Source organism: Sporosarcina sp. ZBG7A (assembly GCF_000813425.1).
Classification (GTDB): Bacteria; Bacillota; Bacilli; order Bacillales_A; family Planococcaceae; genus Sporosarcina.
In genome coordinates this window covers 88,500-115,143 of the sequence record NZ_JWIB01000015.1, presented here as the reverse complement: position 1 = coordinate 115,143, position 26,644 = coordinate 88,500, and the positions used below count along the sequence as shown (strand labels likewise).

Below are 26,644 nucleotides of genomic sequence, written 5' to 3'. Positions count from 1 at the left end.
TATTGGCATGGATAGTTTTATGTCCAGCGCCCCCTAATTCCCATTGCTTTTTAAAGAAATGGATTGTGCCTTAATTTGAGTATATCGATGAATTCTTCAGATATATATGAGGGTAAGTCCTATTTCACACCAAGGTTTTTGACCATTTTTCCGATAGACTTAGGGAAATGGAGGGGGGGAATAGTCAGTAAGCTATGAAGAAACACTCTTGTAAGAACGAATCACTACACGTTTTTGAGCGTTATCGGTCAAATCAGCCAAGTTCCACTTCAATTGAAGAGAGTTTTCCATCGTCCGGAGTAGGTTACTATCAAAATCATCGCGTTTTACATTAGGTTGCTGAGTTGATCACTACTTGACTACAATGCGATTGTTGTGAGGGATTACTCGGAGTCATTCAGGGCTTTTCTTTTCGTCTCCTTGAATTTACTCCATAAAAAAAGCCAAGCGATCAGCAACATGCTGAACACTTGGCTTTTCTGGTATTTATAGATCGTCGAATCCGTTTAAATCACTCGTTTTCACGTATTGACGGGAAGTTTGTTCGAAGAAGTCTGTTTTCGTTCCATCGAAATTGTCCGTATAAGCACGGATCCACTTCATAGGATTGTCGATGAATTCCGGATAGATTTCGCTGAGTCCGAGCATGCGAAGCATTTTGTTGGCACGGTATTTGACATAGCCGTCCATTTCATCCAAGTCGATGCCATCGATATCAGCAAGCACGTAGCGGCTCCAAATCGTTTCCTGCTCCACAGAATGACGGAACTGGTCGTAGATCCATTCCGTAAATTCTTCTGTATTGTACTCAGGATTTTCCGCAAGTGCCGCACGGAAGATATCGCTAATTGCTTTTCCGTGCTGTAGCTCATCACGGTTAATGTAAGAAATCATCGTTGAGGTACCTACCATCTTTTGATGGCGAGCTAGGTTGTAGAAGAACGCAAATCCGCTATAGAAAAATAACCCTTCAAGCAACGTTGTATAAACCATTGCCTTTAGTACAGTTTCAATCGTTGGATTCGTTGCGAATTCATTGTAAATCTCAACAATGCGTTCGTTTCGCTTCATTAATACTTCGTCTGACCGTCCCATTTCAAACGACTCCACTTGCTTGTCATATGTTGTCACGGAAGACAGGACGTATGCATAGCTATGGTTGTGCTCGCTTTCCTGGTCAGCGATCGTTGCCATAATCGATTTGACGGATGGATCTGTCGCAAAGTCAGCGATTTTCATCGCAACGACCGTTTGTGGACCGTCAAGCGTTGCAAGTAGGCCGATAATCTTTAAGAATGCGTCTTGCTCCAATTTAGAAAGGTTCGCGAATTGCTTTACGTCTTGTGTCAAATCTACTTCATTGGCTGTCCAGAACAATGAACGGATTCGCTGACGCAATGTATAGAAATGCGGATGTGCCAAGTTGTTCCAGTTCAGGATACCACTTGCTTCCCCGCCGAAAATCGCGGTTGCTTTGTTTGGATTTGTTGGATTTAGTACGTTAACTCGTGTAAGTGTTTCCAATGGTCTAGCACTCCCTCTGCCCAGTCTCTCACGCGGATTTCTTGCGCGCCACGCGGGCTTTGTTCAATTTTCAGCGGCTCAAGCGCTGAGTTATAAAAACGAGCTAATTTCACGGCTGCTTTGCAAAACAGATCATCGCCACCGAATTGTGTATCTCCCGTTCCAAATACGTACACGTGATCCGGCTTTACGCCGACATCCAGTACGAAATCTTTCACTTCGTCAGGCGTTGAGCCTTGGTCCCATGTAAACGATCCGACAATCATCGCGTCAAAATCTCGATAATCTGGTACGGGTCCTATGCCGATGCGATGCATCTGAACTGATGCACCGCTAGCCACTAATGTCTTTTCTATCAATTCCGCAGTTTCTGCAGTATTGCCGCTCCAAGAAGCATAGGCAATTAAGAATGACACCATTCGCACTCCTCGATTTCTGAAGCTGTTGAACGAGTATAATACGTTGTTTTCATTCCTGATTTCCAAGCTTGCAAGTGAAGATTAAGTAATACAGAAGCACGGATATTATTCGGTACATAGAAGTTAAATGAAATCGATTGGTCAATGTGACGCTGACGCGCAGCGTTTTGCTTAATCGACCAACGCTGATCGACAATATATGCAGAACGACGGTAAACATCGTACGTATTATGGTCTAAGTCCGGTGCAATGACCGGCAATTTATAGTCTTTCTTCTCTTCATGGTAGAACGGTTTGAACACAGGGTCGATTGATGCTGTAGAACCTGCGATGACGGATGTTGAACTATTCGGTGCAACCGCCATCAGATAACCATTACGAATTCCTGTTTCTGCAACGTTTTTACGTAGCTCGTTCCATTCGTCTGAAACGTATTCGCGTTTGTCGAAGTACGCTCCTGTTTCCCAATCGGATCCTTCGAACAATGGATACGCTCCCTTTTCTCCAGCAATTTCCATAGAAGAACGAATCGTCAAGTACGCAATTTGTTCATACAGACGATCTGCAAATTCAACTGCTTCGTCTGACTCCCACTGAATTCCTTCAAGTGCAAGAAGATGATGCCATCCGAAAGTTCCAAGTCCAATTCCACGGTATCGGCTGTTTGTACGCTGTGCTTGGACAACCGGAATCTTATTCAAATCGATTACGTTGTCGAGCATACGAACTTGAATTGGGATCAAGCGCTCTAATACACCTGCAGGGACAGCTTTACCTAAATTGACGGACGACAAGTTACAAACTACGAAGTCGCCTGGTTTTGAACGCGTCACAACGATATCATCTTCCAATGTGACGGACTCAAATTCAGTGGGACTCATGTTTTGCATGATTTCTGAACATAAGTTACTTGAATACACGATACCTGCATGCTTATTTGGGTTTGCACGGTTTACTTCATCACGGTAGAACATGTATGGAGTTCCTGTTTCAAGCTGGCTGCGCATGATGCGTTTCATGATTTCGATCGCCGGGACGGAATCTCTTGAAATTTCAGGATGATTCACACACGCTTCATAGCGCTCACGGAATGTTCCAGCACCCTTCGCTTCGTCGTAAGAGTCTTCTAGTGAATACCCCATCACTGTACGAACTTCGTGCGGGTCAAACAAGTGCCAATCTGCGCGAGCATCGACTGCTTCCATGAATAAGTCAGGCAAGCAAACGCCAGTGAAAATATCATGTGCACGAAGACGTTCGTCACCGTTATTCAATTTCAAGTCAAGGAACGTGAAAATATCTTTATGCCAAACATCTAAATAGACAGCTACTGCGCCTTGACGCTGTCCGAGCTGATCTACGCTAACCGCAGTGTTATTCAATTGCTTGATCCAAGGGAGGACTCCGCTGGAAGCGCCTTTGAAACCACGGATGGATGATCCACGTGAACGGACTTTCCCCATATAGACGCCAATGCCGCCGCCGTATTTCGACAAGTTTGCGATATCCGTGTTGCTGTTATAAATTCCAGTTAATGAATCATCAACCGTGTCAATGAAACAACTGGAAAGCTGACCGTGTGGTTTTCCTGCATTAGAAAGTGTCGGTGTTGCAACTGTCATGTACAAGTTGCTCATCGCCCAATACGCTTCAGCGATTTTCCCAATACGATCCTCTGTTTCGCGTTGCATAAGCGTCATTGCAATTACAAGCCAACGCTCTTGTGGCAACTCAACAGGAACTTTTGAGTAGTTGACAGCCGCGTAGCGGTCCATCAGTGTTTTCAAGCCGATGTATGTAAACAGCTTGTCCCGTTCAGGTTGTATAAGAGCCCCGATTGCTGTCAATTCGTCGGTTGTATAGTTTTTTGCCAAGTCTTCCGTATAAAGACCTTGTTTAACTAGAGACGCGACATGACCCGCAAAGTTCGAATAAACAGCTTTCCCGCGAAGTTGCTGCTGGTCTGCATACAATTTTTGCAAGTATAGACGTGCTGCAACGAACGTCCAGTAGCTAGATGCTTCGTCAATCAGACTTAACGTTTCAAGAACCATTGCATTTGTCCACTCAGCAAGTGCTCCTCCTGGATGTTTTGCAAACCATTTGTCACTCGCTTCTGTAAGTGGAGCAATTCGTTCTGCACCAAATTCCTCCTGCAAAGTTTCAAGCACGCGTGTTGTATCATTCGTTTCACGGGTTAATGTCATATCGACCGTCTCCTTCCAATTTCTCTCATATTTTAGCAATTAAAAAAGAGCTGAGAAAACGCGATTCAAAGGCGTTTCCTGCGAAAGCCTTTATGACGGCATTTCGGCATCAGCACTATATATAGTGTTTATATTCTTTATCTACCCTAACATCTTGTGTCCAAACAGTAAATAGGCAAAAAGTGACGTTAATTTCCCTTTGTCGCCTATATGTGTTTTGCACCCGGGATTTTCTCTCGAAAGACTAGTTTATCACACATTGAGTTAGGACAGTTACTCGCACCGCTCCAAATTATTAGAAACAAAATCCTTGCTCTTTTCTTCCTATTCCGCTTATCAGATAGATGCATTTTCATGCATGAAAAATTTAAAACAGAGGAGAAATTTTGCAATCTCAACCTCTGCTTTAATTGTTAACTACCCAATATACTTAATCTTGTTTTGCTAATTCAAACCGTTCGACAACTTCTTGAAGTTCACTCGCAATGCGTGACATTTGTTGCACAGAACCTGCAACACGTTCAAGTTCTTGTTGCTGGGCAACTGAAGAAGCGCTCACCTGTTCTGCAGATGCAGCTGTTTCTTCTGAAACTGCAGATACACTTTGAATTGCAAGTACGGCCTGATCTTTATGTGAAACCATTTCCGATAAATTCGCTGAGAGCTCCGCGATCGATTTGTTCATTTCGTCAGTTAGTTGCGCATTGAGTGCAAATGACATTTCTGTACTCGCGACAGACTCGCTCTGAGTCTTCATTGATTTCGTGTTTTGAGCAATCACGTCAACAGTAGCTTTCGACTGATCCAGAATTTCTTGGACGGTCTGTTGGATTGTTCCTGTTTCGCGGCTCGATTGCTCCGCAAGCTTACGTACTTCTTCAGCAACTACGGCAAAGCCTTTTCCGTTCTCGCCTGCACGCGCTGCTTCAATACTCGCGTTAAGCGCGAGCAGGTTCGTTTGAGCAGTAATATCCTGGATGGACGTAATAACATGGTTAATGCCTGAAATTTTGTCTGTTAGGGCTGTCATTTGCTGCTCCACTTGGGCGTTCATACGGTTTGCCAACTCATTTTGTTCGCGCAACCGATCGACTTCTGCAAGTCCGTTTTGCGTAGACTCCACTGTTTGACGTGATAAGCCATCCATATTTTCAGATAGTGTTGAAATGGCCGTAATCTGATCTGCGAGGTCCCCCATGCGGTGGCTCGTCTCTTCTGTGTCTTCTGATTGCTTAGATGCTCCTTGAGCAATCTCTTCTGTTGCAACTGAGACCTCTTGGCTGGACGCAACGATTTCTTCAAACGCATGATTTACCTGAGCGGATGAATCCGTAAGTCGTGAAGAAGCAGACAATACTTCCACAAGCGCTTCATTTGTTTGGCTGAGCATATGGTTGTACGAAGTGGCAACAGAGCCAATTTCGTCTTGCTTCAGCTTGCTCACATCTACTTGTTCCGTCAAATCTCCTGACGCCGCCAATTCCATCGATTTCTGAATACGTGTCAGTGGGTTTATGTGGCGATATACGAAAAATGCGGTAACGAGACCCATTAATACCACCATAACTGCAGCCGCAATTAACGTAAAGATCACAATGCGTGCAAAAGGAGCAACGATTACTGTGCGTGGTAATACTGTTTGGACGGACCATGTCTGTTCAAATCCATTCAAGGTAATTGGAGCAAAGGCGTTGAATGCTTTTTCGTCATATGTTTTTGAATCCACATATAGTGAGTCTGTTTTTCCAGCTGTTAATTTGTCTTTCACAGGCTGCCAATCGATGGCGTCCTTCATATTCGAATTGTTCAGTTGCTCTTTCAGACTGTTTTGGATAAGTACGCCATCGTCAGATATGACAGAAGCATATCCGCCTTCAGGTGCAATTTCTTTAGTTAACTCTCCAAGAAAATCTAGTGACATGTTTGCACTGATTACCCCTGCAAAATCCCCGTTTCCTGTTAGTAACGGCACGGATAGAGAAGTAAAACTGTTATTTTTCCCATCTACCTCATACGTTGTCGGTTCTTGGAAATAAGATTTCTTATCGGCTTTTGGCCGTAAATACCAATCACCTTGGCCCGATTCTTCATAACCACTTGCAGGTTCAATTTGCATTCCATCTTTTGTTTTCAATAAGAACGGAGTAAACCTTCCTTCTGAGTCTATAAGTTTCTGGTTAGAATCAGACAAACCTTCTGTAGAAAGAACACCTTTTTCAAATACAGCACTCATACTAACTGCATTCGGATTTCCTTCTAGATTCGCTTGAAGCACTGATAGAACATCAGTCGCTGACAATTTAGAATTCGAATTCATCGTTTCTAATACTCGTTTAGTTGTACTAAGCGATTCATCCGTTTGCTTAAATTGTTCACTTAGCTTTAATGCAACTCGCTCTGTATTCGTTGTTGCAATTTCCTCAGCATCATTTACGGTAATGCTATGTGTGTAAATCATAGTTCCAAATGCATAGAGCGCAAACAACAGGAAAAACACTCCTATTATAAGTGAGGAGAGTTTAAAGACAACACTTTTCGACTTTTTCATTATGTACATCCCTTCTATACTTTAAGACTTAACGATTATACCTAATAGCATATTCAAAGGATAGCATTTAGAACTTTCGTCACAAAAAAGACACTAGACAAAAGACTCATCTAGTGACTTCTTGTATTTCCTTCTTATTGCAATTTAGCAGTTACTTTGATTGTTCTTCGCCCCAACATTCAGTTCCCTTTAACCCTGGAATCGATTTTGCTTGGAACCTAGGATTCAACCCTTTGCGACGCTGAATAGTAAAGTCATCCAATACTTTGAAGGCAGTTCGACTCAAGACTGCAATGACAATGAGGTTCAATACAGCCATCAGACCCATGAAGACATCCGCAAGATCCCATACAGTCTGGACTTTCGCCATTGCACCGAACATGACCATGCCCAGTACAGCAAGACGATACACCGTCATCCAAACCTTATGCGCATTGATGAATTCAATATTTGTTTCCCCATAATAGTAGTTTCCGATTATTGAACTGAATGCAAAGAACAAAATTGCAATCGCTACAAAATAAGGAGCCCAAGAACCCACGTGCTCCGCCATGGAAGCTTGTGTCAACAGGATTCCATCTGTCTCGCCTTTATCATAAAGACCAGCAAGTAGAATAATGAACGCTGTCGCAGAACAAATAATTATCGTATCGAAGAACACCCCAAGACTCTGAACAAGTCCTTGTTTCGCAGGATGCGTCACGTTTGCTGTTGCAGCAGCATTTGGTACACTACCCATACCTGCTTCGTTTGAGAATAACCCTCGACGAACACCTTGCATGATCGCAACTCCGACACCGCCACCTACCATTTCCTTAATGCCGAATGCATGCTCAACAATCAAAGCAATCATTGCAGGAATTTCAGTAATATTCACAATAACAATATACAAAGCTACAATAATATATAATGTGGCCATGACGGGCACGATCGCTTGAGTTACTTTTACAATCCTTTTAACACCGCCAAAGATTATGATTGCTGTTAACACAACAAGAACAATACCTACAGCCCAATCCGGAACATTAAACACATCCGAGAACGACTGACTAATTGTATTTGACTGAACTGCGTTAAATATAAAACCAAAACATAGTGTCAGTAATATAGCAAAAACAATTCCTAACCCTCTTAACCCCAACGCCTTTTGCATATAGTACGCTGGACCACCTCGGAACGTATCACCATCTCGCACTTTATAGACTTGTGCTAACGTACTCTCAATGAAAGCGGTTGCCATTCCAATAATTGCAATAATCCACATCCAAAATATCGCACCCGGACCACCAATTCCAATGGCAAGAGCGACACCAGTCACATTTCCTGTACCTACTCGAGAGGCTGCACTGATTGTAAACGCTTGGAATGCCGAAACACCATCTTCGCTATCTTTCTTTTCAGTTATCAATCGGAACATTTCACCGAAGAGACGAAATTGAACAAACTTCGTTCCGATGGTGAAGTAAAGTCCGAGCACTAGCAACAAGCCGATAAGTACATACGACCACAAATAATTACTGAACGAGCCTGTTATCCAATTTAAAAAATCTGTAAGCATCAAGCCACACCTCCACTTTTTGTATTCTATTAAACTTCAATCCAACTTGCTTCTTCCTATACCCTCTTTTTTTAAAGGGTAGACAAGAAAAAATGCCGATGGTTTAGTAAACCACCGACACTGCATGTATTGCAATAGAAATTTATATACACAGAATATTTTTAAATCACGTATTGATCAATCTTTAAGACAAGTTCTGCAATTTCAGGTTTGCTGATTTGTTCGTCTGCACCTACGCTTGTTCCTTTGTGCTTTAGTTCATCTGTGATTAAAGAAGAGAAGATGATGACCGGTAGTTTCGCAAGACCTTTATGTTCTCGAATCCTCCTAGTGAAATGATGACCATCCATTTGTGGCATTTCAATATCTGTAATGACGAGTTGGATCGTATCCGCCACATCACCTGTTTCCGCAACCTTTTCCAAATAGGTGAGCGCATCTTTCCCATTTTCAAAAAAATCTACTCGCTCATAACCGGCTTCAGCTAACGTCGTCTGCAACAACTTCCGTAAAAGTGGAGAATCCTCCGCAACGAGTAAACGCTTATCAGAACGCTCCCGCTTCCCTAGCTTCTTGATTTGCTCTAGGCGGATTCCTGTTTCAGGACTAATTTCCATGACGATTTTTTCAAAATCCAGCAACAACATCATGTCACCACCAAGCTTGATGACTCCAATGACTGGAGAGGTTTCTGTCGAGTACGCACCAGATGGCTTCTCAATTGCATCCCATGAAATCCGGTGGATCATCGTCACGTTGTGTACATGGAACACGACTTGTTGTTTATTGAAAGATGAAACGATGTACTTGTCATTTTGTGGGTTCGCAGACGGTCCCATTCCTAATACGCGTTCCATACTAATGACGGGCAAGATTTCACCGCGCAATTGAATGATACCTTCTACTGCAGGATCAGCGTGAGGGATGGGTGTAATCGGCATCGGCACGATAATCTCTTTTACTTTAATGACGTTAATGCCATACCGACTTCCTGCCACTTCGAATTCCACAATTTCCAGTTCGTTTGTACCGCTCTCTAATAGTATTCCGCTTTCATAAGCCATTGCAATCAGTCCTTTTCATGTAGTCGCAATTTTTATCGTTCGTCTCATGCCCCGCCGTTCTGTGCGAAGCGGCTCTACTAGTCTATTTCGGCATAATGTATCCAATCATTGAGGGCTCTTCCCTCTTTTTCTCAAATTATGATGATCTGTTGGCAGATCTGTGTCTGCGAGATGATTAAAAGTGCTCTTAAATCATGAAATTTGATCATAACTTCTGGGTATTGCTCATAAATCGCGGAATGTGATCATAACCTCTGGATTGTGCTCATAAATTACGAAAAATGATCATAAACTCTGCGATTTGCTCATAAATCTCGAAATTTGATCATAATCCCTGGATTGTGCTCATAAAACACGAAATGTGATCATAATCCCTGGATTGTGCTCATAAATTACGAAATTTGATCATAACCTCTGCGATTTGCTCATAAATCTCGATTGACTACAATAAAAAACCAACCAGCACATGCTGGTTGGTTGGTTTTCATTCAGTATTCACTTAAAAATCAGTCGTCCCATGTGACGGACATAATCTTGCCAGAGATAGCGTGGATTTGATAGGTCGCTTCGTCAGGACCATCATCTACGTCAATTTCGATTTCGACGAGGTAATAGCCTCCTTCTGACGTTTTGACAAAATCGACGTCATCCACTTCGCCATTCAATTGACGCAATGCAATTTGAATGGCTTGTTGTTCTGTAAGTAAAACCGTTGTCTGTGGCGCCGGCTTATTTACAGGTGGTTTGGGCTGAGGTTTCTCTTGTGGTTTGGGTTGCGGTTTGGGTTGCGGCTTCGGCTGAACCGGAGCTGGTTTTGGAGCCTCAGTTGGAGTCTCCGGTTGTGGCTTAGGCTTTTCTGGCGCTGACTGAGCAGGCACTTCCTCCGGTTTTCCAACCGATGACTCGTCCTTCTTAGCTTTTTCAGCAGCTTCCTTTTGTTTTGAAACCAGTTCTGTCGAAGGCTCCTTCAAAATCATTGATAGGACTTTCCCTGTTGCTCCATCCACACGAACCGCATAGACGGATCCCTCCCGTGTTAGTGTCGCCCCATATATATTATCATGCAATAATAAATTGTTTACTTCGCCATTGTACATTGTTTCCAGTTGGTTCTTGATCGAGTCGGACGGAATGGTATCCGCGTGAGAAACGATGCTTTTCATATAAAGCATACCTGCAACCACCAGGAGTAGCACGAGACTGAATGGCAGCAAAAATTTCCTGCTCTTTTTCATATCGGTTCACCTCTCCTTTAAAGTACCAGGTAGACATTAAAATTCACTGAGAATCAGACGCTTTTAATAGCCAAATTGTTATTTTCGTCCCTTTACTTTCCTCACTCTCAATGTCGAGCTTCGCCCCTAGACCAATCGCAATTTCGTTTGCAATGGCAAGTCCTAAGCCGGTTCCTCCCGTTTTACGGCTACGGTCTTCATCCACCCGATAAAAACGGTCAAATAAGTATGGGATATCTTTTTCAGGAATTCCTTTTCCGTAATCCTGGATACTAATCCGCACATATTCATTTCGCTCTTCCATCTCAACATCGATTTCACGTTCACTATATTTCCGCGCATTATCGAGCAAGATTATTAAAAGCTGCTTTAAATGAGTCCCATCTGTTGATAAAGTCAGCTGATCCGACCCCTTAATTTGAACGGCTCTGCCATAGGCGCTCGTAATCATTTGGGCAGCATCATCCACAATTACACGCACATCTGTCTCTTCGAATACGTAGGAGGCTGGTTCGTTATTTCGGGCAAGGTCCAACATTTGCTCAATCATTTCGGTCATCCGTTTCGTCTCATTACGTATCGCCGTCAGTGCTTCTAGTGCAATTTCCGGCTTGTCCATTCCGCGACGTTCGAGCAGCCTCGCATAACTATCTATGACTGTAATTGGTGTTTTTAATTCGTGAGAGGCGTCTGACACAAACTTTTCCTGCTTGCGATAGTTTTGTTCCAGCTGAACCATTAAATCATTAAACGTCTGACCCATTTGTGTCAATTCGTCTTTCCCTTTTTCCGGAACAACAATTTGCTGAAACGTTCCTGAGCGCCGACTATCCGTCATCGCTTGGATGAGCTTCTCAATTGGCTGTGTAACAATTCTTCCAAGCGTGATGCTTGAAATAATGATTGGGATCATGGCAAACAACGTAATGCCGATCATAACCATCTTCAACAATCTTAAATTCGCTTTTAAGTCAGTCAAAACTTGAGTGACCTCAAGCTGGACCACTTCCCCAGTCGGCCAGATTGTAGGGATTGCAATCGAAAGGGCTTCATACCCATCGTAAGGAACAAGTGTATATTCCTCACTCTTATCCGGAACCGGGAACTTTTGGTCTAACCCTTCCATTGACTGTACTGACAAAACTTCATTGCCGTTCTTCCCAACAATTCGCAGAGCCCCATTCGGAGGTACATACGCACGTAAAATAATCTCTGCTTCTTCTTCGTCCGTCATTTTGCTGAGCGCAACCGTTAATTCTTTCGCACTTCCAAGCAGTTGACTGAATTCGGTTTTATGTTGAGTCCGATCGAAAGTGAAGTAAATTCCTATATTACTAAGAATAAGTAAAATCAGCATCATCAAAGTGGAAAGGGAGTGGATCTTATTTTTAAGTTTCATGACGCGAGTCCTTTAGTGCATATCCAACTCCTCGCACAGTATGGATGAACGATGGACCACATTCGGGATCAATCTTCTTTCTAACATATCGTATGTAGACATCGACAACATTCGTATCTCCGTAATAATCATATCCCCACACTGCATCGAGTAATTGCTCCCTCGTCAACACCTGATTCGGATGCTTCAGTAAATGGAATAACAAGTCATACTCCCGCGGAGTCAGTTCGATGAGGCTTCCATCACAACGGACTTCCCGAGTTTGGTCATGAATGGAAATGCCATTAAACTCATGTAAATGAACATCTGCTTCTTCAGGCACTCCTTTGGCAGAGAACCTTAACGCTGAACGAATTCGTGCGAGCAATTCTTCAATCTCAAAGGGCTTCGTGACATAATCATTGGCGCCTAAATCAAGCCCCGTCACTTTGTCTTCCATATCACTTTTCGCCGTCAGTAAAATAACCGGGGTCATCGTTTCATCGGCACGAATACGTCGCAAAACATCCAGACCATTAAGACCTGGCAACATGAGATCCAGCAGAACCAGATCCCATTCTTGTTCACGATACATAATGAGACCGTCCGTTCCGGTATGACACGTCGACACTTCGTAGCCCTCAAATTCGAGCTCTAACTGTAAGACGCGAGCGATACTTTCTTCATCTTCAACAATCAATACTTTTTCAGTCATAAAAAACTCACCCCGTCACTTAGTTGCTAGACATCATTCGCTTCTATATTTGTGCTGCGGATTTTGTCAAAACAAGTTTTCCTTTAATTCTATCAGTTTTCTGTCTAGTAAGAGAAATTAAATGCAAGCATACAAAAAAGAAGCAACCCGCTTTGTTAGCGGGGATGCTTCTTAGAAGAATACGATAATCGCTAAAATAATCGCTAATACAATTCGATAGATTGCAAATGGAACGAGTTTGATCTTCGAGATTAGTTTCAGGAAGAACCGGATTGACAGCAGCGAGAACACGAATGCGCTGAGGAATCCTACGACATAGAACGAGATATGATCCATCGATAGGTACTCCCAGTTTTTCATCACAGAAACAAGACTGGCACCCATCATAATCGGAACCGCCATTATAAACGTAAAGTCCGCTGCGGTTCTGTGGTTCATCCCAAATAATACACCACCTGAAATCGTGGCACCTGATCGTGAAAATCCTGGCCATAGTGACAAACATTGAACGAGTCCAACGGTAAAGGCTTGACGGTATGTAATTTGGTCAAGAGTTGTTACGCGTGGAGTCTTTGGTCCAAATCGATCTGCCGCGATCATGAGAATCGCACCTGCGACAAGTGCGACGATGACCGTTTCAACGCCAAACAAATAGTCATCGATCAAATCCTTTAGAGCAAATCCGAGGATAACAGCAGGCAACATACCAACGATCACGTGAAGCAAGTTGAAACTTTTGCTCGCCTTTTGACCTTCCACTTTATAAAGACCGACTAAACTGAATAGCCGCTTCCAAAACACGACAACAACGGCTAGTATTGAACCGAGCTGAATAACAATTTTAAATGTGATAGAAGGATATTTCCCAAGAAATTCTTCACTTTTCAACCACATGTCATCGACAATAATTAGATGCCCTGTGGACGAAACAGGCGCAAACTCTGTCATTCCTTCAACAAATCCTAACAGAAGCGCTTTTAAAAGTTCAAATAAATCCATAGTTGATTATACCCACTTTCTGCGAAGCCTGACATACGAGATGCATGCGATCACTCCGCCAATTCCTATTAAAATATACACAACGTTTGAATAGATGTCCATATATCGGATGACCGATTCAAAGTTCGCCCCAAGCTTGACCCCCATAAAAATGAGGACACTGTTCCAAACCAAACTTCCTAAAGTCGTGAGTATGATGAAAAGAGGGAAGTTCATTCCAGACATTCCCGCTGGTATCGAAATGAGGCTTCGAACAAGCGGAACCATTCTACAAATGAGCACTGTCCAAGGTCCATACTTGTGAAACCATGCATCCGCCCGACGAATATCCTTCTTCTTCAGCCTGAGCCAACGACCATATCGATCTGTAAGTCGTTCGAGCCGGGGAACATCAAGAAACATGCCGATTCCATATAGGAACATGGCTCCGATTACTGATCCGGTCGTAGCCGCCGCAATCATCCATCCCATTGATAAACTGTGGGATGCCACTAAAAAACCACTGAAAGTCAAAATCAGTTCAGAGGGAATCGGAGGAAACAGGTTTTCCACTAAGATGAGTGCAAGCACGCCATAATAGCCATATTCCGCCAACAACTCCATGATCCACTCTTCCATCCACGCCCTCCCGTCACTAGTTGTCACTATACTGCATAACGCCCACTACTATTGCTGATAGATCATAGGAAAATGCTCATAAAACTTGCGATGTGATCATAAATCTTGGATTCCGCTCATAAATCTCGAAATGTGATCATAAACCTCGTATTCCGCTCATAAATCTCGAAATGTGATCATAAACCTCGCATTCTGCTCATAAATCCCGGAATCTGATCATAAATCTCGCATTCCGCTCATGAATCCCGGAATCTGATCATAAACCCTGCATTCCGCTCATAAATCCCGGAATCTGATCATAACCCTCGCATTCCGCTCATAAATCTCGAAATGTGATCATAAACCCTGCATTCCGCTCATAAATCCCGGAATCTGATCATAACCCTCGCATTCTGCTCATAAATCCCAAAATCTGATCATAACCAACTCGCCTAGCTTGTCATAAAGACGACATCCCCCGCCACAAGTTTCGCCCAATCTCTATTAGTTTACGAAACAAGCTTCCATTCTATGACTTCAGCACAACAAAACCCGTCCAGCATTCTCCGCCAGACGGGCTCCATTGTCCATACTTACTTCACTTCAACCAGTTGTTTGCGCAACTCGGCTTTCAAGAACTTCCCGACAGAGGTTTTCGGAATCTCTTCCATAAAGATGATGTCGTCCGGGACCCACCACTTTGCAAATTGTCCTTCCATGTACTTCAGAAGTTCCGCCTTCATGGCCTCATTCGCTTCCCGACCATCCGCCAATACGACACAGCCAAGAGGACGTTCTTGCCACTTCTCATGTGGCACTGCAATTACCGCAGCCTCAAACACAGCATCATGTGACATGAGCGCATTCTCCAAGTCTACGGATGAAATCCACTCGCCACCACTCTTGATCAGATCTTTCGTCCGATCTGTCAGTTTCAAGTAGCCGAAGTCCGTCATAACCGCAATGTCTCCTGTATACAGCCAACCGTCACGGAATGCCTCTGATGTCCGTTCATCTTTATAGTATTCATCCGCAATCCATGGTCCTCGAACCGCGAGCTCTCCCATCGTCTTGCCATCCCACGGAACTTCTCCGTTTTCGTTGACAATCTTCACATCCAGTCCTGGCATCACAAGACCCTGCAACGAACGAATATCGATTTTTTCGTCCATCGTGACGTCATCCATGCCCGACGTCAACACCGACAAACTGACGAGTGGCGAGGTTTCCGTCATGCCGTACCCAATAATGAACGGAACCTGATAACGTTCCTCAAATGCGCGTATCAACCCTTTCGGCGAAGCCGAACCGCCACAGACAACCGCGCGTAATGAAGACAGATCACGTGGTTTGGCATCTTGAGCTTTCAATACAGCTAGCCAAATTGTTGGCACTCCCGCCGTCAGCGTCACCTTTTCTTGTTCGATCAAATCTAGCAATAAATCTGGGATAATTCCTGGCCCCGGGAGCACTTGTGTAGAACCAAAGAACACAGCAGCAAACGGCAGTCCCCAAGCATTGACATGGAACATCGGTACAACCGGCATAATAACATCCCGCTCATTCAATCCCATTGCGTCTGCTAGTCCGAGAGCATAACTATGGAGCACGATCCCACGGTGCGTGTAGACGACGCCTTTCGGATTGCCTGTCGTTGCAGACGTATAACACATGCCAGCAGGCGTGTTTTCATCCAAATCCTCTGGAAATTCGAATGTGTCCGAAGCATCCTCGAGAAGTGCTTCGTACGCATAGACATTCGGTAAGTTCGTATCTGGCACTTCTTTGCTGTCGCCCATTATGACATAGTGTTTCACTGTTTTCAGTAGAGGTGCCAGCTTCTCAAGATGTGGGAACAGATTATCGTCTACTAAGAGAATTTCGTCTTCTGCATGGTTGATGACATACGCAATATGTTCAGGGGACAAACGGATATTGACCATATGCAAAATCGCTCCGGTACAAGGTACACCAAAGTACGCTTCTAGATGACGATGGTGGTTCCAACCGAACGTCGCTACTTTCGTTCCGTGCTGCATTCCTAGTTTCGTCAGTGCGTCTGCAAGCTTCCGCGTCCGTTTCGCAAATTCGCGATACGGGATGCGGTGAATTGTATCTGCTGCGGTACGTGAAATGATGAGCTTCTCCGGGAAAAACTGTTCAGCACGTCGGATGAACGACGTTAAATTGAGTGGTGTTTGCATCATTATGGCCATCTCCCTTTGTCCTTTAAATTGGTCATGCGTATGTCATACATATGAATTAAAGACCAAGATTTTTAGCGATGATCACTTTCATAATTTCGTTCGTTCCTGCGTAAATCGACGTTACGGGGATGTCGCGATAGCGTCGGGCAATTTTATACTCTTCCATATAACCGTAGCCACCGTACAATTTCATGCACTCCGTTGCTATTTCCCGTGCACTTTCCGTAATCCAGTATTTCGCCATCGATACTTTTGTGACGACATCCGCACCGCTCATATGCTCTTCAATTAATGACTCCAAGAAGGTCTTTCCAAGTTCCACTTTTGTTGCCACTTCCGCCAACTTGAACTGTGTGTTTTGAAAAGATCCAATCGACTTGCCGAATGCTTGCCGTTCCTTCACATACTCAAGCGTCATCTCTAACATGTCTTCTGAGGCCGTTTGTGCAGATAGTGCGACAATGAGACGTTCTTGCTGTAATTTTTGCATTAAGTAGTGAAAGCCTTTATTCTCCTCACCAACCAGATTCGCAACAGGCACTTTACAATCTTCAAAATAGAGCTCAGCAGTATCTTGTGAATGCATGCCGACTTTGTTCAGCTTACGCCCTTTTGTGAAGCCCTCCATTCCTTCTTCAATGAGCAGAAGACTGATTCCGCGATGCCTAGGCTCCGCATGGTCGTCCGTTTTGACAACTGTCAAGAACAAGTTGCCGTTGACTCCATTCGTAATGAACGTCTTTTGACCATTTACAATATAGAAATCGCCTTCCCTACGAGCGCTCGTCTGGACATTCGCTAAGTCTGAACCAGTTCCTGGCTCAGTCATCGCTACTCCAGTGATGAAATCAGCCGTCAGACACCCCGGCAAATACCGCTCTTTCTGCTCGTCTGTCCCGTACGATTCAATATATGGGACAACGATGTCATTATGCAAACCAATTCCTGTCAAACCTGCACCGACTCTTTCCATCTCTTCGCCGATAATGACACCGTAGCTGAAATCCAATCCCAACCCGCCATATCGCTCGTCAATTTGAGGGCAAAGAAAGCCCATCTCGCCAAGTTTCCGCCAAAACGTTTTTGGAACAATGCGCTGTTGCTCCCACTCATCGTAGTGTGGCACTGCTTCCTTTTCTAGAAATTTCCGAAGCGTCTTTCTGAATAACACATGTTCTTCCGTCTCAAAACGATAGCGCTTCATTTATATGAACCTCCCTTTTCACTGGGATTAAATCATTTCAATAATTGTTGCATTGGCCATACCCATTCCCTCACAAATCGCGAGTAACCCATAACGTCCTCCGGAATGTTTTAATTCGTGCATCAGCGATACAAGCAACTTCGTCCCCGTTGCACCAAGGGGGTGGCCGAGTGCAATCGCCCCGCCATTCACATTTAACTTTGCACGATCCGCTCCCGTTTCCGCAAGCCATGCAAGCGGCACAGGCGCAAACGCTTCATTCACTTCATAGAGATCCATGTCGTCAATCGTCAACCCGGATTTCTTTAACACTTGATGGGTTGCTTCAATCGGACCCGTAAGCATAAGCGTCGGATCTGAACCGACTACTGTTCGCGCCACAATTCGCGCAATCGGCTTAACGCCAAGCTCATCGGCCTTATCTCGGCTCATGAGCAATACCGCGGATGCCCCATCACTCATTTGACTCGCGTTTCCTGCCGTAATGACGCCTTGTTCATCAAATACCGTTTTCAATCCAGCCAGCGCTTCTAGCGTCGACTCAGGTCGAGGTCCTTCATCTATAGAAAATAGTTTCGAGTTTCCTTCTTGGTCCATCACGGCAACGGGAATGATTTCTTCATCGAACCGTCCTCCATCGATTGCCTGCATGGCTTTCTGGTGGCTATCATATGCAAACTGATCAAGCGTCTCACGCGATAGCTTCCATTTTGAAGCTATCCGTTCCGCAGAAAGGCCTTGATTGATGATTTCATACTGTGACATCAATTTGCCGCTAGGCTTAGCGACATGCATATTGGAGAACATCGGCTCTCGAGTCATACTTTCCACTCCACCCGCAATCACGACGTCCATATCCCCACTTGCAATCGCCTGCGATGCGAAGTGAACCGCTTGTTGACTCGATCCACATTGACGGTCAATCGTTACACCCGGAACAGTTACCGGAAACCCACCAATAAGCACAGCTGAACGTGCGATATTCCCACCTTGTTCTCCTGATTGGGTGACACAACCAAGGATGACATCATCCGTTTCTTCTTTCGCAACGCCCGCCCGTTCCATCAGTTCATCCAAAACAAGCGCAGCGAGTTCATCAGGTCGCGTATTGGCGAGACTCCCCTTCCTTCTTCCTACCGGAGTCCGAACACCCGCAACGATTACAGTCTCTCTCATTACGACACTTCCTTCACATTAGAATAGTCCTAGTTTTCTAATAACTATACCAATTATTGAAAGCGGTTTCAATCTTTGTTTCATAGTCTCGATAGGATCTCATCCTAAAGTATGAGACAAATCTCCACACCAAGCCTGTTTGGATAAATCCCATTCCGTCTTATCATTAGGGTACAAACGAAGGGAGGCACCACAAATCATGAAAAAACTTCTACTCATTGTCTTCGGAATTATCGCCGCAATTGTAGCAGTCGCCAATATAGGCTCTATCGTAGCACTCGCGCTTTCAGCAGCTGCCGCAGTCTTCGGTTACCACTACTTCCGTAAAAGTGACTCAACAATCGGTCGTATTCTGTGGGGAATCGTCATGTTAGTCGGAGTCCTAACAGGAATTTCAAACATCCCTGCATTCATCGGACTTCTTGCTGCAGCCGGAGCCTACTATGCATGGCGCAAATGGAAACTGAACCAACGTACAAATAACAATGTAATCGATGCAGATCCGTTCGCAAAGTTTGAAAAACAATGGAACGAATTCAATAAATAAGGAGGGCTTTTGATGAATGAACTATGGTATAAATTCAAATTCGCCGTACAAGACGATCTCGAACAGATAACAGCAAAACGCAATACTCAAAATGCCGCAGATGTGTTAAACGAAACCATCAAGGAAGCCGAGCAACAAACGAAAGCAGTTGGGAAACTTTTGGAGCGCCAACGGATTTTGCGCGATGAAGTCACAAAGGAATTACTCGAAGCGGAACAGCTCACTGACAAACGGACAGAACAACTCTCTTTAGCTGAAGCAACAGGAGACGAAGCGCTTATCAACTACGCGAAAGACGAGGCCGAAGCTTATAGTCGACGCCGAGACGAATTGCGTTCTCTTGAAACGGACACGACGGAGTCCATGATTGCGTTGGAACGCCGTTTTGAAAGCATGAAGCACAAAGTAAAAGATATGCAAGTCCGCCGTTTGAAGTTAATGGGTGAAGAAAACGCAAAACGGGCAAATAGCCGGATGGATCGCATTTTCTCTGCAGATCTTGAGCCTTCGTCTGACGAACCCATGAATCGCGATTCCGCCAAAGACGATGACATCGCATCTATGCGACGCCGTCTTGACGATTTGACGGCAGAAGAAGCAACCATCGAGAAAATCGTGTAAACTGAAAAGACAGCAACGAGCTGTCCGGGTGATCAGGGACATCCTTGGCCGCTCGGCAGTTCTTTTTTCTGAACGCTAACCTTGCTGGCGAGTGGAATCGGGCGAGTTGCCCGGCGATACGAGCGAGTTGCCCGGTGATCCGAGATCGCCTCCACCCTTAGTAAAGTACTGACATTGAGAAAGGAGAGGAAGTAGAATGAAGCGGAGCAAAACAGAACGGACTACATTGTGGGTTATGGCGTTTGCACTCCTTGTATTTGTGGAAGCTGGTTTGTTTGGAAACGGGAACGTCATCTTCTTCTTTCTCGGTGCCATTGCCATGTACTTCGGACTTCAGCGTCGCTCTAAATGGCTCGTCATAACAGGTGGCATATTCATCGTGATTGCCTTGCTTTCGTTATGGAGTTTACGTTTACTCATTTTCGGTTTGCTCATTTATCTGGTTATCCGATTGTGGAAAGGGACGCCGGCAGAAGAAATTATGCGTCCTTTAAAAGAAACCACCCGAGAAACACAGAACGGTATTTGGAAAGACCGACTCTTCTCCAGCCAGTCGACTCCATTCACTTCCTATGAATGGCAAGACGTACACGTACAAGGAATCGTTGGAGACTTCTATATTGATGTAACAGACACGGTGCTGCCGAAGCAGACTTCCTTCATCTCCATCAGGCAAGGACTGGGACGTGTTAAAATCGAATTACCGTACGATTTGCCCGTACGAATCCATAGCTCAGTCTTATTTGGTGAATGTCGTCTGTTCGATTTACCCCCCAAGCGATTGTTGAACGAATCCATCCATATGAAAGATGGATATGACCGCGCAATTGGTACAGAAGCTGAACTCATCATCTCAATATCTGTCCGATTTGGGGATGTCGAGGTGATTCGAAAATGACCGGACTCTTTTGGCGTGGAATCTTACTATCCACACTATTCGTCGCTGTTTGTGCCGGCGGGGTTTATTACATCATTGAATACCCTCCATCATTTGAATGGGAATATCTGTACAACCAAAATCTCCTGGATGTGCCCGTAGGAGTTTGGTTGCTTGTCATTCCCATTACTCTCGGCTGGTTGTTTTCGATTTGGATCTACAACATTGCGCGCTCAAAGGAAAAGACAATTGAACGCACACTCAACCAGCTCGCAGAAGAAGGAACCGCCCCTTCGAATAAAAGCATCTCCCGCAAACTAAATCGAACAATAGCTTCCGTGTCAGAAGTATTGGATACACAGAAACGGAGCTTACAGCGAATTACTGATCAACGGGCTGAGGACCAAGACCAGATTATCCAGGAGCGATTGATTGAAGAACGGCAACGTCTCGCTCGCGACCTTCATGACTCCGTTTCCCAGCAATTGTTCGCAGCATCGATGCTGTTGTCGTCACTTACAGAGCAACCCGAAGAAACAGCGCTCCAAAAACCACTACTCCAAGTGGAACGAATGGTCCAACAAGCACAACTCGAGATGCGCGCGTTACTGCTACATTTACGTCCTGCAGTCCTTAATAGTAAATCACTGAAAGAAGGACTTGAGGAATTGCTGACGGAACTGCAGGAAAAAGTAACGTTTACCATTCGATTCCGACTTGAAGACGTCCCCCTTTCGAAAGGTGCAGAAGATCATTTGTTCCGCATCGCACAGGAAACCTTATCGAACACCCTCCGTCATGCACAAGCCACGGAAGTCGACGTAGTCTTCATCGAACGGGAGGGTCTGGCGATTTTCCGCGTACAAGATAACGGTGTCGGATTTAGTGAATCGGGCGGTAAGGGTGGCTCGTATGGTCTTCAGAACGTTAAAGAGCGTGCCGTTGAAATTGGTGCCGTGTGCAAAATTGTATCCGTCCCTTCGCAAGGAACGATTGTAGAAGTGAAATTACCGATTAGGACAGAGGAGGAGGAAGCGCATGATACGCGTACTACTCGCGGATGATCATGAAATGGTTCGCATCGGAGTATCTGCATATCTAGGGACTCAACCTGATATGGAAGTCGTTGGAGAAGCAGTCGACGGTGGCGAAGCGGTTGAAAAAGCACTTGAATTGCGACCGGACATCATTTTAATGGACATGGTCATGCCAATCATGACCGGTGCTGAAGCAACAAAGGCTATTATTCAACAATGGCCAGAAGCCAAAATTATCGTTGTTACAAGTTTTTTAGATGACGATAAAGTCTATCCAGCACTCGAAGCAGGTGCTGCCAGTTACATTTTAAAGACGTCAAACGCTAAGCGTATTGCCCAAGCGATCCGCGAAACCGTACAAGGCCAAACGGTTCTGGAACCGGAAGTGACGGTCAAAATGATGGAGAAAATGCGGAGTGGCGGATCTGACCAACCTCTTCACGAAGAGTTGACTCAGCGCGAACTAGAAACGTTGTTACTCCTCGCTCAAGGAAAGTCCAATCAAGAAATCGCGGATGAATTATTCATTTCCTTGAAAACTGTTAAGACACACGTCAGTAATGTATTGTCAAAACTCGAAGTACAAGACCGTACGCAGGCGGTCATTTATGCATTTCATCATAAATTAGTCCAATGAAAAACGCGCAGCCAGGGGTATCCCCTACTGCGCGTTTTTTGTCATCATTCGTGATTGTGATCATCTTTAGGCTTCTGATTGTTCCATTGCTCATGAGCTTCTTTGTTGAAGCGGCTCTTCTGATCGTGGTCACCATATGGATATTCTTCTCCTGGTTCCACTTCGTTATAGCCCGTATCCACATCATCTTCCATGAACGAAATTGGATCATTCCCTCCAAAGTTCTCAGCTGGCGGGACGTCATTCACATCAGAATGTGCAGGTCCTGTTAACCCTGCTTCAGTGTCTCCCGGGAAATCGTCGGCAGGAGGAACTGGGGGAGCTTGTTCAGTTGCTCGTTTCAGCTGTTCCTTTTCACGCTCAACTTGAGCTTTTGTAGTATTCATTCCTTGTTTTGCTTGTTGCTTCGCTTGCTCTGCATCATGTTTCATTTCTTCTTTTTGCTGTTCCCAACCTTCTTTCGAAACATCTACATCTTGCAAGCTGGACTCCATCTTAGACAAGTAACGAGATGCGTGATCGCGTCCACCCAGTCCAAATGCCAGACCAAATGCAAGTGCAACGCCACCTAGGATGAGAATGAATGCAGCATTGATGATCGCAGGTGCAATCCCAAGCTGACTAAGCGCCATGAAGAACGCGAACGCTAAGATAGCGTATTTCGCGACGTAGCGGAGAATGTGTGGATTCCCTTGCTTCGTTTGCATAACACTTCCGATGAATTTCTCTGCAAGGTTCGCAAGCCAGAACCCGACTGCTAGAATTAGTACTGCAGCAAGTACCATTGGCAAGTAAGCGAAAATCGCAGTTGCCAGAGTCACCATAAACGCAAGTTGTACAATTTGAAGCGCTTCTACAACAAATAATAGAATCACTACAATTTGTACAATCGTTCCGATAACAGATGAAACTGTAAAACTACCAGAACGGTTTGTTGACTTCACACCCATCTTATTGGATAGGGAGTCTACGCCAAGATTTGCAAGTAACGTTTCCACAATCCCTTTAATCCATTTCGCCACATACACACCAACGAGAATCAATGCAATCGCTACGATGATTTTAGGAAGCATCACCATAATGTCATTCAACATGGCAATCGCAGGCTGGGAAATCCCTTCTAAGTCTAGTACTTCAAGTGCTGAAATGGTAACAGGAATCAAGATTAGTACGAACACGATGGTTCCGATCACTTTTGAAATACTTGTCCCTTTTACAGCAGATGAAACCTTCAATTTATCCGCAACTTTGTCTACACCGATTGATTCGAGCAACTTCGTCACAATCATGCGAACAATTTTAGCGATCAGGATACCTACTACAAAGATTAGTGCCGCACCAACGAGCTTAGGGATAAATGCGACAAATCCAGTTAATAAGTTCTCAAACGGACCACTTACTCCACTTAAACCAAGCGCATTCAATACCGCTGGGATAAACAGAAGTAAAATCAAATAGAATGCAACGTTCGCAGCCGTCGAAATCCACTGTGCTTTATCGACTGATTCTGCAGATCCGCCTACTTTAGAGACATATTTGTGTACATTCACTTTATGTCCTGCAGACAGAATCAGCTTTTTCACGAGGGTTGCAAACACCCAAGCTAGCAGCAGGATAAGACCTGCTTTTAGAATTCCAAGTACCGCACCGCTTAGTCCTGCAAACACATCCAGGAATGGTGAAGAAATTGTGTTGAGGTTCATAATATTAAAGAAGATGAGGATGGTGAGTAGTAAAATACCGAAAAATACAATCTTGCCGGCAATTCGGTCAGCACTCCACTTTTGGTGTTGCATGTTTAAACGTTCATTCATGTGACCTTTTTTCATAGCTTTCACAACTGCGCCTTCGGCAACTTTAGCAATGATAAAACCAATGATAAGTACAATAATGCCGAGCAGTAGATCTGGTAGCCAGCTGAAAAGGTTTGAATAATACGGGTCTCGGAACATTAAGATCCTCCATTCTAGTAAATAGTCTAGTCATCTATTCCTACAAATGGAGATTGGTAAACCTGCTAAATATAAGTTTCCTAAATAGAAGCCAAGAGTTCATTCAAAATGGACCTATGCGGTTGATAAGCTAAGCATTAGAAAACCAGCTGACTGGTTGCGTCAGCTGGCTTATGTGTTGCGTTTAGATTCGTTCCATTCCGTGTGGGCTTTTTCATTATGATTACGTTCAGAGGACTTCTCTTCACTTTCCTTAAATACAGAAGGCGCATGCTCCCCTGTTTTTTCGCGTTCGTTTTCCAGAAACTCCTGGGTGAAATTCGAATCGGCAGGATCCGACAATGGTAACTCATCCGCAGGTCCTGCTGGTTTCCCTTGTTTCGGCACTTTGGGTTCCAAGTCTTCTTTGTTTGGATATTTCCCGTCTTTAATGGTCATTCCATCCTCCCCCTCTTCAACTTAGTTAAGCTAACTACTCCAGTTATCTAATTATAATTCCCTATAATATATAAGTTCAAACACAAAAAACTGTATACTACCCCCCTCTCATTATCGTTCAGTTAAGCTAACGGCATACGGACCGTCGCTTCACCTTTTATTTCAATTGCTTGTTACACATGCTACAAAATATTAACAGACTGCTTGTACAATTCCATAGTACTCCGTCTTCCAAATATAGTAAGTTTTTTGGATCCATTTTAAGAAATGCTGAATTCTCAAGACCAATCTCCCATTGGTAATCTATGCTGCTCTCACCTACGTACTCTCGCCATACTACTCATCAAACGCTACACAGCCTTCTGTGAAATGTTCAAATTGACAGCAGGTGCATCTTCTTTGTATAGTAGTTTTAAACGATGTGCATCCCCTGTTCTTTAACAAGAACAGGAAATAATCACAGTTCACATGATTTTTGTAAAGTCATAGCTTCCAATTGGTACTTTATAGTCATAACCATAAACAAATACCATAGACCTATTTCAATAGGTTTTTATACCATACTTCTTTATTTAATAAACCTGATTATTGCAAGTCCTGTACGTAAAATTCATGCGATGCTAGTGATAAAATTTAGTTTTTGCATAACTAAGGGTGATTATAATGTCTATCGGAAAGCGAATTCGCGAACTTCGGATGATAAAAGGATTGTCGTTAACTGAATTGGCAAATCGAGCTGGTGTAGCAAAATCCTATATCTCTTCAGTCGAGCGACAACTACAATTAAATCCTTCTATTCAATTTTTAAACAAAATAGCTGCAGTTCTAGATGTCAGTGTTGAGAAGTTAATTCTTGAAGATGAGGCTCAAGAAGAGGATTTGGACATTGAGTGGCTAGAGTTAGCCAAAGAGGCAATGGATTCTGGAATTAGCAAAGAGCAGTTCAAACAGTATTTGGAATTCCAAAAATGGCAGAAGTCTACCCACGACAATAACTAACGTCTATTATCGTGAGTCCCTTAGGATGTGTGTCTAAAGTTAGAAGTAGCTGTTCTGTTAACGCAAGGGGAGCTGCAGTGATGTGAAATCTGATGGTTGCGTGCTGTAATCACAAGTAGCTTAGCAATCTGTAGTTTAGGTGTCCAACCATGTCAGTCCTGATTGTTCATAAGGATGAAATCCACAAAATGATTGCGAACTTTTTATTTTCAAGACCGATTTTACATTTCTGGACTTAACCTCTCTCTTTACGTAAACTAGCATTCCATAAGACTGCTAGTTTGCCTTTTCCTTTGGGAATCCATCATTCGTTTCCTTCAACTTCACATTTTTTAGGAACTCTCTTACTTCCTCCGGAGAGACACCTAGATTTTTTGCTTTCTTCATCAAGAACACCCATTCCCCATCCAACATCTCTCGATCGTTCTTCATCAGAAAATCCCCCTAATAGGATAGGTAGCTCAGCCGTCATAGCAACTTTCCCCTTAGACCTGAAGCTTTGCGTCCTTACTTTTAAGTAAGTTTGCCTTTTCTATGATTTGGTACTTATACCTAATTACCACTATCATATAGGAAAATTCAAAATGACAATATTGACGAATGTTAATGGGTAGGCATTATTTTTCAAACAGTTCCATTAATACAGTTAATTAAGCACTTTATTTGTAGCGTTAAGTATAATCTCGGTTCCTTGTGTTACCTACA

Annotated in this window: 23 protein-coding genes and 1 riboswitch; of the genes, 6 read left to right on the top strand and 17 right to left on the bottom strand. The window is 44.0% G+C overall.

The genetic code is table 11. The features are described 5' to 3' along the window. Positions 1-486: 486 nt before the first annotated feature. The 14 genes from RL70_RS06945 to RL70_RS06880 all read right to left on the bottom strand — a co-directional run bounded on the left by RL70_RS06945 (position 487) and on the right by RL70_RS06880 (position 18,831). Entirely contained in the window at positions 487-1,524 is a 1,038-nt protein-coding gene (locus RL70_RS06945) for a ribonucleotide-diphosphate reductase subunit beta (RefSeq protein ID WP_039042682.1), read from the bottom strand. Continuing rightward, on the bottom strand, positions 1,494-1,943 hold the full coding sequence (locus RL70_RS06940) for a flavodoxin (RefSeq protein ID WP_039042681.1): 450 nt from the start codon (positions 1,941-1,943) through the stop codon (positions 1,494-1,496). The genes RL70_RS06945 and RL70_RS06940 overlap by 31 nt, the downstream gene beginning before the upstream one ends. Next, positions 1,928-4,150: a ribonucleoside-diphosphate reductase subunit alpha gene (locus tag RL70_RS06935; protein ID WP_052245826.1), complete on the bottom strand. Its 2,223-nt coding sequence runs from the start codon at positions 4,148-4,150 to the stop codon at positions 1,928-1,930. Before RL70_RS06935 ends, RL70_RS06940 begins: the two co-directional genes overlap by 16 nt. Positions 4,151-4,580: 430 nt before the next feature. Continuing rightward, a complete protein-coding gene (locus RL70_RS06930) occupies positions 4,581-6,698 on the bottom strand; it encodes a methyl-accepting chemotaxis protein (protein WP_039042680.1) in 2,118 nt (705 codons plus the stop codon). A gap of 151 nt (positions 6,699-6,849) precedes the next feature. Then, on the bottom strand, positions 6,850-8,256 hold the full coding sequence (locus RL70_RS06925; protein WP_039042679.1) for a sodium:alanine symporter family protein: 1,407 nt from the start codon (positions 8,254-8,256) through the stop codon (positions 6,850-6,852). Positions 8,257-8,417: 161 nt separating this feature from the next. Further along, positions 8,418-9,320, bottom strand: coding sequence for a chemotaxis protein (locus tag RL70_RS06920; protein ID WP_039042678.1), 903 nt, complete (start codon positions 9,318-9,320; stop codon positions 8,418-8,420). Positions 9,321-9,826: 506 nt separating this feature from the next. Continuing rightward, positions 9,827-10,555 carry a PepSY domain-containing protein gene (locus RL70_RS17830; protein ID WP_052245825.1) on the bottom strand — a complete coding sequence of 243 codons (729 nt, stop codon included), beginning with the start codon at positions 10,553-10,555 and terminating at the stop codon, positions 9,827-9,829. A gap of 43 nt (positions 10,556-10,598) precedes the next feature. Then, positions 10,599-11,954, bottom strand: coding sequence for a cell wall metabolism sensor histidine kinase WalK (locus RL70_RS06910; RefSeq protein WP_039042677.1), 1,356 nt, complete (start codon positions 11,952-11,954; stop codon positions 10,599-10,601). Next, positions 11,944-12,648 (bottom strand): response regulator transcription factor, encoded by a 705-nt coding sequence (locus tag RL70_RS06905; RefSeq protein WP_039042676.1) that lies wholly within the window; start codon positions 12,646-12,648, stop codon positions 11,944-11,946. The genes RL70_RS06910 and RL70_RS06905 overlap by 11 nt, the downstream gene beginning before the upstream one ends. 171 nt (positions 12,649-12,819) lie before the next feature. Beyond that, positions 12,820-13,647 carry an undecaprenyl-diphosphate phosphatase gene (locus RL70_RS06900; RefSeq protein ID WP_039042675.1) on the bottom strand — a complete coding sequence of 276 codons (828 nt, stop codon included), beginning with the start codon at positions 13,645-13,647 and terminating at the stop codon, positions 12,820-12,822. Positions 13,648-13,653: 6 nt separating this feature from the next. Continuing rightward, positions 13,654-14,265: a DedA family protein gene (locus RL70_RS06895; RefSeq protein WP_039042674.1), complete on the bottom strand. Its 612-nt coding sequence runs from the start codon at positions 14,263-14,265 to the stop codon at positions 13,654-13,656. 572 nt (positions 14,266-14,837) lie between these two features. Continuing rightward, positions 14,838-16,451 (bottom strand): long-chain fatty acid--CoA ligase, encoded by a 1,614-nt coding sequence (locus RL70_RS06890; RefSeq protein ID WP_039042673.1) that lies wholly within the window; start codon positions 16,449-16,451, stop codon positions 14,838-14,840. Positions 16,452-16,506: 55 nt separating this feature from the next. Next, positions 16,507-17,655 carry an acyl-CoA dehydrogenase family protein gene (locus RL70_RS06885; protein WP_039042672.1) on the bottom strand — a complete coding sequence of 383 codons (1,149 nt, stop codon included), beginning with the start codon at positions 17,653-17,655 and terminating at the stop codon, positions 16,507-16,509. A gap of 27 nt (positions 17,656-17,682) precedes the next feature. Beyond that, a complete protein-coding gene (locus RL70_RS06880; protein WP_039042671.1) occupies positions 17,683-18,831 on the bottom strand; it encodes a thiolase family protein in 1,149 nt (382 codons plus the stop codon). A 199-nt stretch (positions 18,832-19,030) separates the two neighbouring features. On the opposite strand from RL70_RS06880, the gene RL70_RS06875 reads away from it, so the two are divergent. The 5 genes from RL70_RS06875 to RL70_RS06855 all read left to right on the top strand — a co-directional run bounded on the left by RL70_RS06875 (position 19,031) and on the right by RL70_RS06855 (position 22,550). Beyond that, a complete protein-coding gene (locus RL70_RS06875; RefSeq protein ID WP_039042670.1) occupies positions 19,031-19,378 on the top strand; it encodes a hypothetical protein in 348 nt (115 codons plus the stop codon). A gap of 12 nt (positions 19,379-19,390) precedes the next feature. Continuing rightward, positions 19,391-19,999: a hypothetical protein gene (locus RL70_RS06870; RefSeq protein ID WP_052245824.1), complete on the top strand. Its 609-nt coding sequence runs from the start codon at positions 19,391-19,393 to the stop codon at positions 19,997-19,999. Positions 20,000-20,195: 196 nt separating this feature from the next. Beyond that, complete coding sequence (gene liaF, locus RL70_RS06865; protein ID WP_039042669.1) at positions 20,196-20,897, top strand: cell wall-active antibiotics response protein LiaF; 702 nt, start codon at positions 20,196-20,198, stop codon at positions 20,895-20,897. Further along, a complete protein-coding gene (locus RL70_RS06860) occupies positions 20,894-21,940 on the top strand; it encodes a sensor histidine kinase (RefSeq protein WP_039042668.1) in 1,047 nt (348 codons plus the stop codon). Before liaF ends, RL70_RS06860 begins: the two co-directional genes overlap by 4 nt. Further along, positions 21,915-22,550, top strand: coding sequence for a response regulator transcription factor (locus tag RL70_RS06855; RefSeq protein WP_025783136.1), 636 nt, complete (start codon positions 21,915-21,917; stop codon positions 22,548-22,550). The genes RL70_RS06860 and RL70_RS06855 overlap by 26 nt, the downstream gene beginning before the upstream one ends. Before the next feature lie 44 nt (positions 22,551-22,594). Here RL70_RS06855 and RL70_RS06850 read toward each other — a convergent pair whose 3' ends face one another. Together RL70_RS06850 and RL70_RS06845 are read right to left on the bottom strand one after the other, a co-directional pair. Next, on the bottom strand, positions 22,595-24,502 hold the full coding sequence (locus tag RL70_RS06850; RefSeq protein ID WP_039042667.1) for a mechanosensitive ion channel: 1,908 nt from the start codon (positions 24,500-24,502) through the stop codon (positions 22,595-22,597). Between the two features lie 171 nt (positions 24,503-24,673). Beyond that, positions 24,674-24,940: a hypothetical protein gene (locus tag RL70_RS06845; RefSeq protein WP_039042666.1), complete on the bottom strand. Its 267-nt coding sequence runs from the start codon at positions 24,938-24,940 to the stop codon at positions 24,674-24,676. A gap of 663 nt (positions 24,941-25,603) precedes the next feature. Between RL70_RS06845 and RL70_RS06840 the strand changes: the two genes are divergently transcribed. Continuing rightward, the gene (locus RL70_RS06840) at positions 25,604-25,939 is read left to right on the top strand and encodes a DNA-binding anti-repressor SinI (RefSeq protein WP_039042665.1); all 336 of its coding nucleotides are present in this window, start codon (positions 25,604-25,606) and stop codon (positions 25,937-25,939) included. A 276-nt stretch (positions 25,940-26,215) separates the two neighbouring features. Here RL70_RS06840 and RL70_RS17490 read toward each other — a convergent pair whose 3' ends face one another. Beyond that, the gene (locus RL70_RS17490) at positions 26,216-26,371 is read right to left on the bottom strand and encodes an anti-repressor SinI family protein (protein WP_082003345.1); all 156 of its coding nucleotides are present in this window, start codon (positions 26,369-26,371) and stop codon (positions 26,216-26,218) included. Positions 26,372-26,391: 20 nt separating this feature from the next. Further along, positions 26,392-26,477, bottom strand: a riboswitch (cyclic di-GMP riboswitch). Positions 26,478-26,644: the final 167 nt, after the last annotated feature.